Here is a 16,157-nt window from a genome sequence, read left to right as displayed (position 1 = left end):
CAATAACTTCGACGACGTCCAACGTCGTGTCGACATGCTATGTCAAGAGAGCGTCCAAATGCGCATGGTGATTAAGAAATGGGGCAATAGCGCGTCGGTCCGCATCCCGGCCGCGATCATGGAAGCAGCCAAATTGAGCGTGGATGCGGTTGTTGATGTGCGCGAGGAAAACGGTCGGATAGTGATCGAACCGCTGCCGGATGCGGAATCTGAACTAGATGTCCTTATCGCCGGCATCACAGCGGAAAACCTCCACGAGGAAGTTGACTTTGGCCCGCGAGTCGGCAAGGAGCTTCTCTAATGGCGGCGGCCGAGAAGTCGCGGCGAGCTTAAGCAGACGGGCCGTCATGCACGCGAACCGCCCTCTCCGCCCAAACTCAATATTCGGATGAAGCCCGCGCGCTTGTCTCGGCCACCGCGCAAGGCAGCGCTTGGGAATGGTTCCCCAGCCCGTAATCTCGGCTTGTTCGATAACAACCGGATCCTGATTCATGGCCCCTTTCTTCATTTCAATTAGTACTCGGGGACTATATCCAGCCCGAACGGATCGGCTAGGTGGGGGAAACCATGCACTCCGCCCCTCTGCGCCCCGCGCTGTGCGTGGGGTGACCGTGATCACCTTACGGCTCGGCAGACAGCGTACGCCGAATGGACCCGCGGGGCGGTCGACGGTAGAGCCGGCCAAGATACTAGCCCGAGTCCATTAGCGCAGGCCAACCCGCGAGCCGGCGGCTTTGGCAACTGACAACCAGCCGACTCAGGTTGCGCCAGAGTGGTTTCATGGGGACGCCGTGGTGCTGCGCCGTTTCCTCGATCGCTAGCACCAGAAGCGATAGGGGGAGCCTCGTCCAGCAAGTAACCAAGGTGTGCACACCACGGATCCGACGTTTCGCCGGTAAGCAGCATGGCGCGTAGTACATCGGTGGGAAGCCGTCCCCGATAGCTCACGCTGGACGTTCGCGCCGCCATGTCAACCCATGGCCGTGACGCCAGCGGTTGTAGCGTGCTGACGTCTAATCCCAATACGCGCAAGATCGAAAGTGAATCATCTGCGGCGCCGGCGCTGGCCAGATACACCGCCTGGGCAAGGGAGAGTTGCAAGACCGACAGGCGCCCTTCGATAGCCTGGCGTTGGAGGCGGGCGCGCTCGGTATCGGACTCTGCCAAGCGCGGTTGTGGTCGGTCAGTGGCTGACGGTTCTCGAGGCATGGTGGCAAAGGTTCAGTGTTGCCCAAGGGCTCTCGCATTTTCCCGGAGTCTCCAACACTGCGAGCGTATATCAGGAGGATTGACCTTCCCACAGTGGGAAGGTGCATCCTATTCCACTATGTGGCTACCGCGGGCCTGCCGCAAGCTATGCGCCGAGGCGCGGTTTTCATCTCGAAGCGTGAATTGCGAAGGAGAGGGAGTATGGAGAGTAGCAATCACCAGCATCGGAGCGGAGATGCCCATAAGGATACCCGTGCGAAGAGGGGCGGCGCGGTCTTAGACCAGCATCATGCGCATGCCGATCATGCATCACCACATCACCATCCGCATCAGCACGGCGCCGTATCGTTTGGCAGCAGCGCAACGAGCGCCAAGGACCCCGTCTGCGGCATGTCAGTCAGTACGGCCTCTTCATTTCGCGCAGAGCACGAGGACATCGCCTATTACTTCTGCAGCCAGTCCTGCCAGAGCAAGTTCTTGGCGGAGCCAGCGAAGTACGTCGCGCCGCAGGTCGCCCACACCGAGCAAGCCCCGCCCGGCACGATCTTTACCTGCCCGATGCATCCCGAGATCCGCCAAGATCATCCCGGCAACTGTCCGAAGTGCGGCATGGCGCTGGAGCCGCTGCTGCCGGCACTGGACGACCGGGAGAACCCCGAGCTCATCGATTTTCGCCGGCGGTTTTGGTGGACGTTGCCGTTGACAGTGGTGACCTTTGTCCTGGCAATGTTCGGGCATCGGCTGGGTTGGTTTCCGGCATCCACGCAAAGCTGGATGGAACTGGTCGTCGCGACTCCCGTGGTGCTCTGGGCAGGCTGGCCGTTCTTCGAGCGCTGCGTCCAGTCGTTCATCAACCGCAGCCCCAACATGTGGACGCTCATAGGACTTGGTACGGGCGCCGCCTACCTCTACAGCGTGATCGCCACCGTGGTCCCGCAGGTGTTCCCGTCGACCTTTGCGGAACATGGCCGCATTGGCGTCTACTTCGAGGCGGCGGCCGTCATTATCTCCCTGACCTTGATGGGACAGTTGCTGGAGCTCAAAGCGCGCTCACAGACATCCGCGGCCATCAAATCGTTGCTTGGGCTGGCGCCAAAGACCGCTCGCCGCATCCGGGAAGACGGAACCGAAGAAGACGTGCCGCTGACGCATGTACATGTCGGCGACCTGCTTCGCGTGCGACCCGGCGAGAAAGTGCCGGTGGACGGCGTGGTAACGGAAGGCGCGAGCTCGCTGGACGAGTCCATGATCACCGGGGAGCCAATCCCGGTCACCAAGCGGGTCGGCGACAAGGTCATCGGGGCCACGATGAATACCAGTGGCAGTCTGGTCATCCGCTCCGAGAAGGTCGGAACTCAAACCGTCCTCGCGCAGATCGTTCAGATGGTGGCGCAGGCGCAGCGCTCCCGCGCACCGATGCAGCGGATGGCCGATAAGGTGTCGGGTGTTTTCGTTCTGGCCGTCATCGCGATTGCGCTGCTCACCTTCGCGGCATGGGGCGTGTTTGGACCCGAGCCGAGCTGGGTCTATGGCCTAATCAATGCCGTTGCCGTGCTGATCATTGCATGCCCGTGCGCGCTCGGACTGGCCACCCCGATGTCGATCATGGTGGCAAGCGGCAAGGGCGCTTCGAGCGGCGTGCTGTTCCGCGACGCGGCGGCCATCGAAAATCTGCGCAAGGTCGATACGTTGATCGTCGACAAGACCGGAACGCTGACTCAGGGGGAAGCCGAAGTTCGATCGCGCCATCGCATCGGACGGCTTTGTCGAGGAAGAGGTGCTACGTCTTGCCGCCAGCCTGGACCAAGGCAGCGAGCATCCACTGGCAATGACGATCGTGGAGGCGGCGCGCGAGAGCGGCCTGACCCTGGAGAAGGCCGAAGCATTCGATTCGGAAAGCGGTATCGGCGTGCGAGGGATGGTGGCTGGCAGGAAGCTGGCGCTGGGCAACACCGCGCTGATGGAGGCCGAAGGCATTGCAACCCAAGCGCTGGCCAGCGACGCTGATGCGTTGCGCGCTCAGGGTGCCAGCGTGATGTATCTCGCCGTGGATGGCGCATTGGCGGGCATCCTTGCCGTCTCGGATCCCATCAAGGAAACCACGCCACAGGCGCTGGCGCAGCTCAAGGAGGACGGGGTTCGCGTCATCATGGCAACCGGCGATGGCGTAAAGACCGCCAACGCGGTTGCCACCAGGCTGGGTATCGAGGAGGCACACGGCGAGGTCAAGCCCGCGGACAAGCTCGCATTGGTCTCTCGCCTGCAAGAGCAAGGCCGGGTGGTGGCGATGGCAGGCGACGGCATCAACGATGCGCCGGCCTTGGCAAAGGCCGACGTAGGCATCGCGATGGGGACCGGTACCGATGTCGCGATGAACAGCGCGCAGGTGACGCTGGTCAAGGGCGACCTGGTCGGCATTGCACGGGCGCGACTGCTGTCGGAAGCGACCATCCGCAACATGAAGCAGAACCTTGGCTTCGCTTTCGTCTACAACGCATTGGGCGTTCCGCTGGCGGCCGGCATTCTGTATGGCTCCACCGGCTTGCTGCTGTCGCCGATGATCGCGGCGCTGGCGATGAGCCTGAGCTCTGCTTCGGTCGTATTCAATGCCCTGAGGTTACGCCAAGCGAAGGTGTAATCGATTCAAACACTACGGGGTCCGGCTCGCTAGCGCGCATCAGCCGTGCGTCGTCGCTTGCATGTTTTCCACTGTCCTTGTAACCGTGGACCGCTCTTGAGGTAGGCCCGGATCGAGCGCATGCGGTGGCGGCCGGGTGCCAGATGACGGCGTCATGACGAGCCGGTTAACCGACCAGCGCAGTAGTTGCGAACGCGCACGTTGCTGCCCCAGGAAGTCCGCCATGACGAGCCCCTCACCGCCATACGATTGCCATCCGGTCGAATAGCGCGAGGCGGCGTTCACGGCTGGCCTGGCCTTTGCTCCGGTGGAGTCGGCGCCTGACATTCGGCGTCGCCCGACTTAAGGAGTATTGCCATGCCACATGAAAGATTCAATGCGTGTATTGAGGCTTGCAACGCCTGTGCCGTCGCGTGCGACCATTGCGCGGCGTCGTGCCTGCAAGAGTCGAATGTGCAGCAAATGGCCGACTGCATACGGCTTGACCTGGATTGCGCACAGGTCTGCCGCCTGGCTGCGGCAGTAATGTCAAGAGGCAGCCAGTTCGCCAGGGACGTCTGCCAGCTTTGCGCTCGCTTCTGTGAAGCGTGCGCAGCGGAATGTGCAAAGCACGCGGCGCAGCATTGCCAGGACTGCGCGAAGGCGTGTCAGCGCTGCGCGGAGGCCTGTCGCGCCATGGCCTGATCGCGACGGGTGTGGTGAACGCACGCGATGAGAATCGATCGATCGCGTGCGCCACAGTTTCCTACTTGCGCTGCATATCCAGAACGGCTGGCGAACCATCGATCTTGCCGAAGGTTACCGAAACGGCATCGCCCTCCTTGAAGCGGCTCAGGGACGCGCGGTCCTTGACCGGAAATGCCATCGTCATGGCGGGCATGCCGAGGTTCTCGATCGGACCATGCTTGAGCGTGACCTTGCCGGCCTGGGCATCGATCTTCCTGATTTCCGCCGGAACGGGACGGGCAGCCTGGCTGGAAGCCGAGGGCGCCTTCATGTCCTTGCCCTCCATTGCGCCGGCCGCGAAGGCGATGGGCGCGGCGGCAAGAGCGAGGACGGCAGCGAGGGTCTTGATGGATGATGTCATTGCGATTCCTTCTGAAGTGAGGGGGGTGGCGGAAGGGGTAGCGTGTGCGGCCTGGCGTCGGCGCAGCAGCAGGTACACCGCCGGCACGACGAACATCGACAGCAATGGGGCGGTCACCATGCCGCCGACCATCGGCGCGGCAATGCGCTGCATCACCTCGGAGCCGGTGCCATGCGACCCCATGATGGGAATCAGGCCGGCCAGAATGACCGCGACCGTCATGGCTTTCGGGCGCACGCGCAGCACGGCGCCTTGCTGGATGGCGTCGAGCAGGGAGTGGACATCGGACTGGCCCGCTTCCAACCGCTCGTTCCACGCATGCTTGAGATAGAGCAGCATGATGACGCCGAACTCCGCCGCGACGCCGGCCAGCGCGATGAAGCCGACAATCCCTGCCACGGACAGGTTGTAGCCCAGCAGGTAGAGCAGCCAGAACCCCCCGATCAGCGCCAGCGGCAGCGTTCCCATGATCAGCATCGCTTCGTCGAGGCGCCCGAATACCACGTACAGCAGCACGAAGATGATCAGCAGCGTGAACGGCACCACCACCTTCAGCTTGGCGCTGGCGCGCTCGAGGTATTCGAACTGCCCGGACCAACTGACCGAATAGCCCGCAGGCATCGGTACCGCCTCGGCCACCGCGGATTGCATGGCCTGCACGGCGGAGCGCAGGTCCCGTCCCCGGATATCGACGTAAATCCAGCCCGACAGGCGCGCATTTTCGCTGCGGAGCATGGGCGGGCCCTGCACCAGTTGAATGCGTGCAACGTCGGACAGCGTGATCTGCAGACCCTTGTCTGTCACGATCGGCAGGCGGCGCAATTGCTCGATCGAGTCGCGATAGTCGCGGGGATACCGCACGTTGATGGGGAAGCGCGCCAAGCCATCGACCACCTCGCCGACGTTCTCGCCGCCGATGGCCGAGGACACGATGCTCTGCACGTCGGCGATATTGAGGCCATAACGGCCAGCGGCCACGCGGTTGATATCGACGTCGATATAGCGGCCGCCGGTCAGCCGCTCGGCCAGCGCGGACGTAACACCCGGCACCGTCTTGACCGCCGCCTCGATGCGCATGGCAAGCCGGTCGATCTCCTGCAGGTCGGTGCCGGCGACCTTGATGCCGACCGGGCTCTTGATCCCTGTGGCCAGCATGTCGATCCGGTTGCGAATCGGCGGGACCCAGATATTCGACAAGCCGGGCACCTTGACGACCCGATCCAGCTCCTCGACCAGCTTCTCGGTGGTCATGCCGGGGCGCCATTGGTCGCGCGGCTTGAACTGGATCGTTGTCTCGAACATCTCGATCGGCGCGGGGTCCGTCGCCGTATCGGCCCGGCCTGCTTTGCCGAACACGGTCGCCACCTCCGGCACGGTCTTGATCAGCCTGTCCGTCTGCTGCAACAGTTGGGCGGCCTTGCCGGCGGACAGCCCCGGCAGGGCGGACGGCATGTACAGCAGGTCCCCTTCGTCGAGCGGCGGCATGAATTCGCCGCCGATCCGCATGATCGGCCAGGCGGTGGCCACCAGCAGGGTCGCGGCGATGGCCAGCGTGGTCTTGGGGTAGGTCAACACCCTGGTCAAGGCTGGCCGGTAGGCGCGGATCAGCCACCGATTGAGCGGGTTGGCCTGTTCCGATGGAATCCGGCCGCGGATCATGTAGCCCATCAGGACCGGCACCAGCGTCACCGACAGTCCCGCCGCCGCCGCCATGGAGTAGGTCTTGGTGAACGCCAATGGCGAGAACAGGCGTCCTTCCTGCGCCTCCAGTGCGAATACCGGAACGAACGACAGCGTGATGATCAGCAGCGAGAAGAACAGCGCCGGCCCCACCTCGGCGGCCGATTGCCCAATGATCTGCCAGCGCTCACCAGCTGACGGTTCCCGCCCGCCATTGTCCGCATGCCAGCGTTCCAGGTGCTTGTGCGCGTTCTCGATCATGACGACCGCCGCATCGACCATGGCGCCGATCGCGATGGCGATGCCGCCGAGCGACATGATGTTGGCGTTCACGCCCTGGTAGCGCATCACCAGGAAGGCGGCCAGCACGCCAAGCGGCAGCGATACGATCGCCACCAGCGCCGAGCGCAGATGGAACAGGAATGCCAGGCACACCAGCGCGACCACGACAAACTCCTCGATCAGTTTCGTGGTCAGGTTGTCGACCGCGCGCTTGATCAGGCTGGAGCGGTCATAAGTCGTCACGACTTCGACGCCGGCGGGCAGACTCTGTTGCAGCGTTGCGAGTTTGGTCTTGACCGAGTCGATGGTCTCGAGCGCGTTCTTGCCCGAGCGAAGCACGATGATGCCGCCCGCGACTTCGCCCTGGCCGTCGAGTTCGGCGATGCCGCGCCGCATCTCCGGGCCCAGCTGGATGGTGGCGACGTCGCCCAACCGCACCGGAATGCCGGTGTCGCTGGTGACCAGCGGAATCTGCCGGAAGTCCTCCAGCGTCTTCCAGATAGCCCGACGCGCGCACCATGTATTCGGCCTCGCCCAGTTCCAGCACCGAGCCGCCGGTTTCCTGGTTGGCCCCCTTGAGCGCCGCCAGCACCTTCGATTGCGATAGCCCGTAAGCGCGCAGCCGATCCGGCATCAGGACCACCTGGTATTGCTTGACCATGCCGCCTAGCGAGGCGACCTCCGCGACGTTGGGCAACGACTTGAGTTCGAAGCGCAGGAACCAGTCCTGCAAGGCGCGCAGCTGGCTCAGGTCGTGCTGCCCCGTCCTGTCGACCAGCGCATACTCGTAGATCCAGCCCACGCCGGTCGCATCGGGGCCGAGCACAGGCTTGGCCGCGGCGGGCAGACGCGATTGCGCCTGGTTCAGGTATTCGAGCACCCGCGAGCGCGCCCAGTAGAGGTCGGTGCCATCCTCGAACAGCACGTAGACATAGGAATCGCCGAAGAAGGAATAGCCCCGCACCGTCCTTGCGCCCGGCACCGACAGCATGGTGGTGGTCAGTGGATAGGTGACCTGATTCTCGACGATCTGCGGCGCCTGGCCGGGGAACGGCGTGCGGATGATCACTTGCACATCGGAAAGGTCCGGCAAGGCATCGAGCGGCGTACCTTTGACCGCCCACAGTCCCCACGCGGTCAGCATCACGGTCGCCAGCAACACCAGGAAGCGATTCCGGATGGAGGCAAGGATGAGCCGGGCGATCATGGCTTGCCCCCCGGGCGCCGTTGCCGCCGGTTCGACCGAAGACAGGACTGCCACCCCGTCGCTGTTGAGGTGGAAGCGGAAGCGGATGCGGTCGCCGGGCTTGAGCGCTCGCGGCAGCCCGGCCGGCGGAGCCGCAAAGTCCATGGTCATGGCGCCCCACTGCGCCGACGGAATCGGACCGTGGGAGATCGTCAAACCTTCGGCGGTCACCGCCTCGATGCGTCCGACGCCTTCATGCTCGGGGCGCGGCGCGGCTGGCGCTGCAGGCGCCGAGGCTCCGGGCGCAGCGGCCATGCGCTGTGCGGTGCCGCGCAGGCTGGCTTCGGAGTCGATCAGGAACTGCCCGGACACGACGACGTTCTGGCCAGCCTTCAGCCCTTCGATGACCTCGGTCTGTCCGCCCGCCGTCGCGCCAATCCTCACCTCGACGGGGCTGAATCCGCCTTGCTCGGTCTGTACCATGACGACGGTGCGCGTGCCCGTACGAATCAACGCCTCGCTCGGTACCAGTAGCCGATCCGGGCCCGGGGCTGGCGCAAAGCGAACGGACACGAACATGCCGGGCAGCAATTGCCGGCCCTTGTTGTTCAACTCGATGCGAACCCTGGCCGTACGCGTTGCCGTGCTGACATCGGGCAGGATGGCATCGACCTTGCCGTCCAGTGTCTGCCCGGGCAGCGCTGCCGCGACGGCCGTGACCGATTGTCCGGGCTGCAACGGGGCAGCCTGGCTTTCCGGTACTTCGGCGATCACCCAAACGGTCGCGAGACTGGCGATCCGAAACAGGGTCATGCCGGGCGACAGGGTCATGCCATCGCGCGCGCCGATTTCGGTCAGAACGCCATCGATCGAGCTTGTGATGGCCAGTCGCGGCTGCAGCTTGCCGCTCTTCTGCACCAGCCGTATGTGGCTCTCGCTCATGCCGACCTGCCGCATGCGCGCGATGGCGGCCTCCCGCAGATCGTGCTGCAGGCCGGCGCTCATGCGGCTGACAGCGAGGTATTCCTCCTGTGCGGCCACCCATTCAGGCGCGTAGATCAACGCCAGCGCCTGACCCTTGCTGACCGGGTCGAGCGTGGTCCTGGCATAGGTTCGCTCAACGAAGCCGGTGGTACGCGCTTGCAGTACCTCGATGTCGCGCTCGTTGATCGCGACATTGCCCGGCACCTCGAGCGTGGGTTCGAGTCGTCCCGTCTTGACCTGCGTGGTGCGAATGCCAAGGTTCTGCAAGACGCGGCTGTTGATGGTGACGGCGGCGTCGCCGCCCGCATCCTCATGGACGGGCGACAACGGCATGTCCATGAAGGGAGACTTGCCCGGCTTGTCGAAGCGCTGGCCCGGCACCATCGGATCGTGCCAATAGAGGATGCGCTTGCCTGTCTTCGGGTCGATATCCCCGGCCTTCAGTTCGGATCCGGCCGACGCGCCAATGGACGGTGGGGCGGCCGGCGTGATGTTGCGCCCATGCTGTTGGCCCAGGTAATAAGCCGTGCCTACGCTGGCGGCGACGAGCAGGCCAGCCGCTGCGCGACCGATCGCGGTCCTGTTCATTCCCATCCCCCCATGAACGCGCGTTGCACGCGCCGGCCCCTGCGCGGCGGTCGGCAGCGGCAGCAGAAAGGCGAGCTCCGTCCACAGGCGCGCGGTGGCGGCCTCCAGTTGAAGGTGCTCCAACGAGATGTCCAGCGCCTTGCGGTTCGCGTCCGCCACCGCGGTCAACGTTCCGGCGCCGGTACGATAGGCGGTCAGTGCTGCATCGATGCGAGCCTTGGCCAGCGGCAGGGTCGTGTCGACATAGCGCGCCAGGCGGGATTGATTGAGCTGCCATTGCGCCTGCTTGCCGCGGACCTGGCCGAGCACGCCTCTGCGTATCGACTCGGCCTGTGCCCTCACCGCCTCGGCTTGCGCCAGCTTCGCCGCCAGTTCGCGGTCTTGACGATGCTTCCGGTCCCACGGCAAGGGGAGGGAGACATTGACGGACACCATATTGGAATACGCGGGACCCCGTTGGCTGTACATCAACTCCACGCTGACGTCCGGCACCTTGTTCTCGCTTGCGATCCGGCTGTCGGCTTCGGCGACGCCGACCTGCGCCTGGGCGGCGGCCACGTCCGGCAGTCGCATCACGGTATCGGCGTCCAAATTGCCCAGCCAGGTGGGCAACTCAAGGGCGGGGGGCTCGGCAAGCAGCAGGTCCGCGGCATCGCCAACCCATCGCCGCAACATCGCCCGGGACGCAGCCACAGCCGCGCGCGCCTCGTCTTCCCGGTTCCGGACCTGCTGAAGTTCGAGCTGAGCGGTCAGAATCTCGGCCCGCGTGCCGCGGTTGGCGCGGTAGGCGGCTTCGGCGGCGTCCACCATCAATCGGATGGACTGCGTCTGTTCAGCAAATACATCGAGCATTCGCTCGGCGTACTGCCGCTCGAGCCAGGCGCTGGCCGTGCCGCGCTGCACGGCGGCCAGCGCCACCGTGCGCTGCGCCTCCGCGGAGGTGGCTTCAGCCTCGAAACGTTGGGCGCGAGCCTGGCGCTTCGCCGTTCGGGTGAACTCCTGCATCACGCTGATCGACCGCATCGTCATGGCTTCGGTGCCGAGCGAAAACCGGTCGCGACCGTCGACCGGGACGTTGTTGACACCGACTTTGAGCACCGGGTCCGGCAGTTGGCCGCCTGCAACCGCCATTTCGATGGCGGACTGCACCGCGGACGAGGATGTTTCTGCGTCGCTCGACCGGGATGATGCGAGCGCGACCGCTTCCTGCAACGAGAGCCGGCTCGCCGGCTGCGCCCATGGCGTATGACTGGCGCCGAGCAGCGTGATGGCGAACGCCAGCCGGCGTCCGCACAATGGGGGAAACGCAAATGCATAAAGCCTCCGCAAAGCAACGACCGCCCTCAGACGACGTGTCGGGGCGCGATAGGTGGCGTTGCGGCGGAGGCTACGTTCGGAAACAGCAGTGCAGGATGGAGAGCGGGCGAGGAGGGCCGCGTGGCGTGGCTCCCGCAGCCGTCGCGTTCGGGCGCGCGAGCAGCGGCTCCGGCACCAGCATCACGGGATGGACCAGGCTTGCATGAAACACCGGAAGCTGCGGGCTGGCATGGTCGAGGGACTTGGATCCCAGCTGGCAGTGTTCGAGGCACAGCCCATCGTGCGAATCCGGCTCGACGGCCTTCTGCGCCATGTCGGGACACGACTCGGTCATGCCCGTCATGTCCCGGTCGGTGCTGACGGCGTACCGGCTGCCCGCGCAAGCGTACGCCGCTGCTGCCAGCTGGACTGTCAGGAAAGCGGTCAGCAGGAATGCGGCCAGCCAAAGCCGCCGGAGGGACGTGCGCACGTGTGGGCCCATATTGGCCGAATGGTACCAGCGTTTGACGTTGGCAAGGGTTGGGCAGGTGTTGCGCTGCGAAATGCTCCTTGACCGAAAAATTGCCTCTTATCCTCGGCACCTTACCTGGATGTAATAGTCGGGTAATGGCTCGGTGAGGGGCGGATTCATACCATTGAAGTCGAGAGGCCAATACCTCGTAACTCAATGGAGAGAATCATGAAAATCAACAAGAACGCGGCAGTTGTATTGAGCCTGGCGGCGCTGTCCGTGGCGCCCGCATGGGGCGCGGACAAGGCAAGAACTAACGCGGGCGATGATTGGGCCAAGCACGTGCAGCAGGCCGCCGAGCCCGCATCTTCAACGATGGCAAACACGACGTCGGGCACGCGTCTCGGTCCTCACGCAGCCCTTTTTTGGCAGCGTTGTCCCGGCTGGCACGGCGTCCCGCACTATCACGCTTCGGCCGGGTATGAAAAGCGTCAACGTAGCCTCCGGTGAAGCGGTGGCATTCGCAGACGGCGATCAATCCGTGGCTTGGCAGTTCGGGGAGTTCGTGCACGGCAGCACAGTCGACTTGGGCGACCTTTTCCCCAGCATGCCGAGCGCTCGAGGCGTGCGCGTGAACATCGATCGCAGCCAGATTTTCACCGGTGGCTGACAGGCGGAATTGTGTGCTGGGCACGTCCATCCACGACACGGCGATTCGAGATGACGGCTTTGTAATCGCACAGTCATGCCTCGGTGGGGAGCCCCTCCCTACACTGATCATGCAGGCTCACAGCGAGCCAATCACCCTTAAAAGGAGAAACAAAATGCGTACGTTGAAGAAGGCTGCGCTCTTGGTATTGACGATTGCGTCGCTGGGCAGCGCAGCGGGAATGGTGAATGCCGGCGTAACATCGTCGCGCGATATCTTCACGACCGGCGGCCACACGATGGGCACGCGCGATCCCTTCACCGATGGCGGTCATACTACCGCTACGCGCGACCTGTTCTCCGATGGCGCCCATACTACGGGCACGCGGGACACCTTCACGGACGGGAGCCACACGGGGGGGAACGCGCGACGCTTTCACCGACGGCATCTGATCGCAGGACGTTGGCATTTTCGAAGTGTCGGGCTTCGCAATACCGGCGCAGGTCCAGCGGCCGAGACCTCTCGGACGTTGGGCTCTTTCACATCGGGCGACTACGACAAGCTGTTTGCCTGGTCTGAGGCGTCGGCGCAGTGAACGGTAAGCTCTGATGCTTGTCAAAGCAAGCTTGAACGGCACCCGGTGATACACCGATCAGGCGGGTCGGGGCCAACATAGCCACGAAAACTGAAGTCCAATCTCGCGGGAATTTTCGATGAAGCTTCTTCTTGGTGTTGCCCTTCTCACTGTCGGTACGCTTGCGTATGCGGCTCCCCCCGCGCTGGTCGTCTACAAGGATGCCAATTGCGGATGCTGTGAAGGTTGGGTGGAGCATTTGAACGAGGCTGGCATCCAGACCAAGCTCATCAATACGCCGGATGTCGCCGCAATCAAAACGAAGCTTGGCGTTCCCGAGAAGATGGGCTCCTGCCATACCGCGGTCATGCAAGGCAGTGGCCAAATTATCGAAGGGCACGTTCCCGCGGCGGCGGTGAGGAAACTGGCTGCCAGTCCGGGCGTGAAAGGGATCGCCGTGCCGGGCATGCCGGCAAATTCTCCCGGCATGGGTCCCATGGATGGCAACTTGGTGACCGTGGATTTCAACGGAAAGCCGTTCTCCAGGAATTAATGGCGCCTCGGTTCGGACAGCGAAGCTGCACCGAGCTTGGCCGGCTACGAATGGAAAGCTCGAACAAGTCTCGTTGGCTGATTGCTGGCCTGTTGGTGCTCGCAGCCGTGGCCGCAACTGCGGTCGCGCTGAAGATGAAGCGCTTTCTTGAGACGCCCGTCGACGGTGGGAACGGAGCGTCGGCGGCTAGGCAGCTACGCATCGACACCAGTGATGCGCAGCGTATTGCCAGAGGCAAGCAGCTTTACGCGCAGCAATGCGCGTCCTGCCATGGCGCCAATCTCGAGGGTCAACCAAACTGGCGGGAACGGCTTCCGAGCGGCCGGATGCCGGCGCCGCCGCACGATGCCACAGGCCATACATGGCATCATCCCGACGCCGTGCTGTTTGCCATTACCAAGAATGGTCTGGTGCCGGGCATCACGGCTCCGGCCGGGTATGTCAGCGACATGCCGGCATTCGGCCAATTGCTGTCCAACGAGGACATCATTGCTGTCCTCGCGTATATCAAGAGCACTTGGCCGCCAAGGGCGTCGGCGGCGCAGCGTGAAGCGACCGAGCAATACGCCAATCCGCGTTAGCGCGCTCTACATACCCGCCGGTGACAGAATGCCCAGTGACGCCACAAGAGCCAGGATCAGCGTTGCCGCGCTGGTTTCGAAGATCAGGCTGCGTCGAAACGTTCGGACGGCTGCCGCGTGATTGCCGCTCTTCACCGCATGCTCCAGTTGCGGACTCAGAAAGTAGCGATTGGTTGCCGCAAGGGCCAGCATCGTACCGAACAGGCCGAGCTTGATGGCAAGCAGGCCGCCATACGACGTTAGCGACAGCTCTGGCAGCGTCAGGCCGACGATCAAGAGGTAGTTGATCACCCCGGTCACCGTCAAAGTGGCGACCACAATAGTGCCAACCTGAGCGAAGCCATTGGACGTGCGGGTCAGCAGTGCGACCGTCTCCGGTGTGGACGCGGCTCTTGCCAGCAGCACGAAAGCGATCAGCGCGCCAACCCAGGCCCCGGCTGCGGCCAGATGTCCAATATCGGAGGCCAGGTGAATATAGCGGCGGACGCCATCGTCCATCGCGCCATGCCCGCCCCAGGCAAGGGTCGATAGCGCAACGCCGCCTGCGGCAGCCAATACACCAATTTGCAGCGCCGGCCACCGGCGTGCGAAAAGAGCGACCAGCAAGCAAAGGACCAGCGCAACCAGACGGACAGCCCAAGCCGTCCCGAAATCCGTACCCGTCACGATCATCTCGAAAACGTGGCTCTGCAGTTCGGCGTATTCGGATGCGCCGGTCATGGCCTTGGCCATGACGGCGATATTTGCCAACGACAGTCCGATGCCGACCGCAGCCAGCGCGGACGCAATGGCGACATACCGTGAGCCGATGCCCGACGATATCTCCTCACGGCGAAGCGCATAAAGACCGAATAGCGGCAAACCGAAAAGCGCCGTCAGGTCGAGATAGAGTGCAAAGCGCACCGATACAGTCGCCCAGTCCATCGGCGGATCACTTGACCGTGAAGGCGATATTTCCGTTGATCGGATGCGTGTCCGACGAAACTGCGCGCCAATCCACACGGTAGCTGCCCGGAACGAGCGGTTGGGCCGGCGTGATCACCATCGTCTTCGGGTCATCGCTGCCTGATACCTTGGCGGCAATCTTCATCGGGGCATGATTGGCCATGCCAGGCATGCCGGTCATTACCAGGTTGGCACCGGAAAACTGGGCGACCAAGTTTTCGGAGAACTTCAGTTCGATCTTCTGAGGGGCGGAAACCTCGGCCTTGTCAGCCGGGGTCGAAGAGACCAGCTTGGGATGTGCGAAAGCCGCCGAACTGATCAATGCCGCTGTGGCGGCGAGCATGGCTCGGATGGCGAAACGGTGCGTCTGCATGATGAACTCCCAGATTGAAAGGGGGTTAGAGAACGTGGTCAGAACCAAATACGAACACCGGCCACAAAGCGGGTCTCGCCACGACGACCGCCTGCCGTGCGAATCATGTCGGCGGTATTGCCGAATGTCTGATATCGCTCGACGCCGATATACGGTGCGAACTGCCGGTTAATCTCATAGCGCAGGCGCACGCCCACGGCGCCATTGGCCAGGCCGCTGCCGATACCGATTTCAGGGTCGTTCTTGCCGTAGAAGTTGGCTTCGATTCGCGGCTGCAGGATCAGACGCTGCGTAATCAGAAGCTCGTATTCGGCGGAGAGTCGAAGCGCGGTCCTGCCTTCGGTGCCGACGTAGCCGGTCGCATCGACTTCGAACCAGTAGGGCGCCAGGCCTTGCACACCGAACGCGAGCCAGTTCCGGGCCGGTCTGCCGTAGCCAGCATCGTTTCGAATACCGACCTGGGTATCCCAGAACGTCGCAATGGAATGGCCCCACAGCAGTTCGGTGCGAGCCTCGTGCACCTTTCCTTCTTCGGCCTCCCCTTCGGCCTTGATCACCAGCTTGTCGTAGGAGTTGCCGAACCAGGCCTGCGCCTCGTAGGACGCTGCATTACTGTCTCGGCCCTTGGTCCATTCCAGGCGATCCACCAGCACGGAAGCAAACAGATGTTCGTCCGCCATATGGAGCGTTCGGGTCGGCCCGAGCGCATACTTGCCGACCCCGAGTTGATAGCCACCGGAATAGCCATGCGGATCGCGCGCGTCGGGCGGAGCGCTGCCGCCTTGCATTTTCATGTCGCCGTGATCCATGCCCTGCATCGAGCCGTGATCCATGCCCTGCATCGAGCCGTGATCCATACCCTGCATCGAGCCGTGGTCCATGCCCTGCGTCGAGCCGTGGTCCATGCCCTGCATCGAGCCGTGATCCATGCCCTGCATCGAGCCGTGATCCATACCCTGCATCGAGCCGTGGTCCATACCCTGCATCGAGCCATGGTCCTTGCCACCCTTACCATTTGCCTTGCCGACGGACTTCGATTGCGCGGCAGCGTTGGCCTTCC

The 16,157-nt window shown here is 63.6% G+C and carries 12 protein-coding genes and 4 pseudogenes; 8 read left to right on the top strand and 8 right to left on the bottom strand.

The annotated features are described in order from the left end of the window. Positions 1–58: 58 nt before the first annotated feature. Positions 59–301: an AbrB/MazE/SpoVT family DNA-binding domain-containing protein gene (locus OJJOAM_RS07460; RefSeq protein WP_422649374.1), complete on the top strand. Its 243-nt coding sequence runs from the start codon at positions 59–61 to the stop codon at positions 299–301. Positions 302–1,599: 1,298 nt separating this feature from the next. Then, positions 1,600–3,847: pseudogene (locus tag OJJOAM_RS07455) on the top strand (heavy metal translocating P-type ATPase). A 39-nt stretch (positions 3,848–3,886) separates the two neighbouring features. On the opposite strand, the gene OJJOAM_RS07450 reads toward OJJOAM_RS07455, so the two are convergent. After that, positions 3,887–4,132 (bottom strand): hypothetical protein, encoded by a 246-nt coding sequence (locus OJJOAM_RS07450; protein ID WP_422649373.1) that lies wholly within the window; start codon positions 4,130–4,132, stop codon positions 3,887–3,889. A 72-nt stretch (positions 4,133–4,204) separates the two neighbouring features. Between OJJOAM_RS07450 and OJJOAM_RS07445 the strand changes: the two genes are divergently transcribed. Further along, entirely contained in the window at positions 4,205–4,531 is a 327-nt protein-coding gene (locus tag OJJOAM_RS07445) for a four-helix bundle copper-binding protein (RefSeq protein WP_422649372.1), read from the top strand. Positions 4,532–4,592: 61 nt separating this feature from the next. On the opposite strand, the pseudogene OJJOAM_RS07440 reads toward OJJOAM_RS07445, so the two are convergent. From OJJOAM_RS07440 to OJJOAM_RS07425, 4 genes and pseudogenes are all read right to left on the bottom strand, one after another. After that, positions 4,593–8,103, bottom strand: a pseudogene (locus OJJOAM_RS07440) (CusA/CzcA family heavy metal efflux RND transporter). A 3-nt stretch (positions 8,104–8,106) separates the two neighbouring features. Beyond that, positions 8,107–9,654 (bottom strand): annotated as a pseudogene (locus tag OJJOAM_RS07435) (efflux RND transporter periplasmic adaptor subunit); the annotation flags it as partial. Positions 9,655–9,693: 39 nt separating this feature from the next. After that, positions 9,694–10,950, bottom strand: a pseudogene (locus OJJOAM_RS07430) (TolC family protein); the annotation flags it as partial. Positions 10,951–11,041: 91 nt separating this feature from the next. Next, entirely contained in the window at positions 11,042–11,440 is a 399-nt protein-coding gene (locus OJJOAM_RS07425) for a copper resistance protein (protein ID WP_422649371.1), read from the bottom strand. A gap of 210 nt (positions 11,441–11,650) precedes the next feature. Here OJJOAM_RS07425 and OJJOAM_RS07420 point away from each other — a divergent pair, with 210 nt between their 5' ends. From OJJOAM_RS07420 to OJJOAM_RS07400, 5 genes are all read left to right on the top strand, one after another. After that, positions 11,651–11,932: a hypothetical protein gene (locus OJJOAM_RS07420; RefSeq protein ID WP_422649370.1), complete on the top strand. Its 282-nt coding sequence runs from the start codon at positions 11,651–11,653 to the stop codon at positions 11,930–11,932. Beyond that, entirely contained in the window at positions 11,904–12,092 is a 189-nt protein-coding gene (locus OJJOAM_RS07415) for a CzcE family metal-binding protein (protein ID WP_422649369.1), read from the top strand. Before OJJOAM_RS07420 ends, OJJOAM_RS07415 begins: the two co-directional genes overlap by 29 nt. 154 nt (positions 12,093–12,246) lie before the next feature. Continuing rightward, positions 12,247–12,666 (top strand): hypothetical protein, encoded by a 420-nt coding sequence (locus OJJOAM_RS07410; RefSeq protein WP_422649368.1) that lies wholly within the window; start codon positions 12,247–12,249, stop codon positions 12,664–12,666. Positions 12,667–12,784: 118 nt separating this feature from the next. Next, the gene (locus OJJOAM_RS07405) at positions 12,785–13,198 is read left to right on the top strand and encodes a DUF411 domain-containing protein (RefSeq protein WP_422649367.1); all 414 of its coding nucleotides are present in this window, start codon (positions 12,785–12,787) and stop codon (positions 13,196–13,198) included. A 50-nt stretch (positions 13,199–13,248) separates the two neighbouring features. Continuing rightward, a complete protein-coding gene (locus OJJOAM_RS07400) occupies positions 13,249–13,779 on the top strand; it encodes a c-type cytochrome (protein WP_422649366.1) in 531 nt (176 codons plus the stop codon). A 6-nt stretch (positions 13,780–13,785) separates the two neighbouring features. Here OJJOAM_RS07400 and copD read toward each other — a convergent pair whose 3' ends face one another. The 3 genes from copD to OJJOAM_RS07385 are packed head-to-tail and all read right to left on the bottom strand — an operon-like array spanning position 13,786 to position 16,083. Continuing rightward, complete coding sequence (gene copD / locus OJJOAM_RS07395; RefSeq protein WP_422649365.1) at positions 13,786–14,703, bottom strand: copper homeostasis membrane protein CopD; 918 nt, start codon at positions 14,701–14,703, stop codon at positions 13,786–13,788. A gap of 7 nt (positions 14,704–14,710) precedes the next feature. Then, a complete protein-coding gene (copC, locus tag OJJOAM_RS07390) occupies positions 14,711–15,097 on the bottom strand; it encodes a copper homeostasis periplasmic binding protein CopC (protein ID WP_222245862.1) in 387 nt (128 codons plus the stop codon). A gap of 38 nt (positions 15,098–15,135) precedes the next feature. Continuing rightward, positions 15,136–16,083, bottom strand: a complete 948-nt coding sequence (locus OJJOAM_RS07385; protein ID WP_422649364.1) for a copper resistance protein B — start codon at positions 16,081–16,083, stop codon at positions 15,136–15,138. Positions 16,084–16,157: the final 74 nt, after the last annotated feature.

Origin of the sequence: Cupriavidus sp. H18C1 (assembly GCF_049311595.1) — a bacterium.
Classification (GTDB): Bacteria; Pseudomonadota; Gammaproteobacteria; order Burkholderiales; family Burkholderiaceae; genus Cupriavidus; species Cupriavidus cauae.
The sequence above is the reverse complement of the archived record's forward strand: the minus strand, read 5'-3'. Positions and strand labels throughout refer to the sequence as shown.

Excerpts from the sequence above, each read along its gene's own strand:
- OJJOAM_RS07460 (WP_422649374.1), top strand. The coding sequence starts at position 59 with ATGCGCATGGTGATTAAGAAATGGGGCAATAGCGCGTCGGTCCGCATC.
- OJJOAM_RS07445 (WP_422649372.1), top strand. The coding sequence starts at position 4,205 with ATGCCACATGAAAGATTCAATGCGTGTATTGAGGCTTGCAACGCCTGT.
- OJJOAM_RS07420 (WP_422649370.1), top strand. The coding sequence starts at position 11,651 with ATGAAAATCAACAAGAACGCGGCAGTTGTATTGAGCCTGGCGGCGCTG.
- OJJOAM_RS07415 (WP_422649369.1), top strand. The coding sequence starts at position 11,904 with ATGAAAAGCGTCAACGTAGCCTCCGGTGAAGCGGTGGCATTCGCAGAC.
- OJJOAM_RS07410 (WP_422649368.1), top strand. The coding sequence starts at position 12,247 with ATGCGTACGTTGAAGAAGGCTGCGCTCTTGGTATTGACGATTGCGTCG.
- OJJOAM_RS07405 (WP_422649367.1), top strand. The coding sequence starts at position 12,785 with ATGAAGCTTCTTCTTGGTGTTGCCCTTCTCACTGTCGGTACGCTTGCG.
- OJJOAM_RS07400 (WP_422649366.1), top strand. The coding sequence starts at position 13,249 with ATGGAAAGCTCGAACAAGTCTCGTTGGCTGATTGCTGGCCTGTTGGTG.
- copD (WP_422649365.1), bottom strand. The coding sequence starts at position 14,703 with ATGGACTGGGCGACTGTATCGGTGCGCTTTGCACTCTATCTCGACCTG.
- copC (WP_222245862.1), bottom strand. The coding sequence starts at position 15,097 with ATGCAGACGCACCGTTTCGCCATCCGAGCCATGCTCGCCGCCACAGCG.
- OJJOAM_RS07385 (WP_422649364.1), bottom strand. The coding sequence starts at position 16,083 with ATGCAGGGTATGGACCACGGCTCGATGCAGGGTATGGATCACGGCTCG.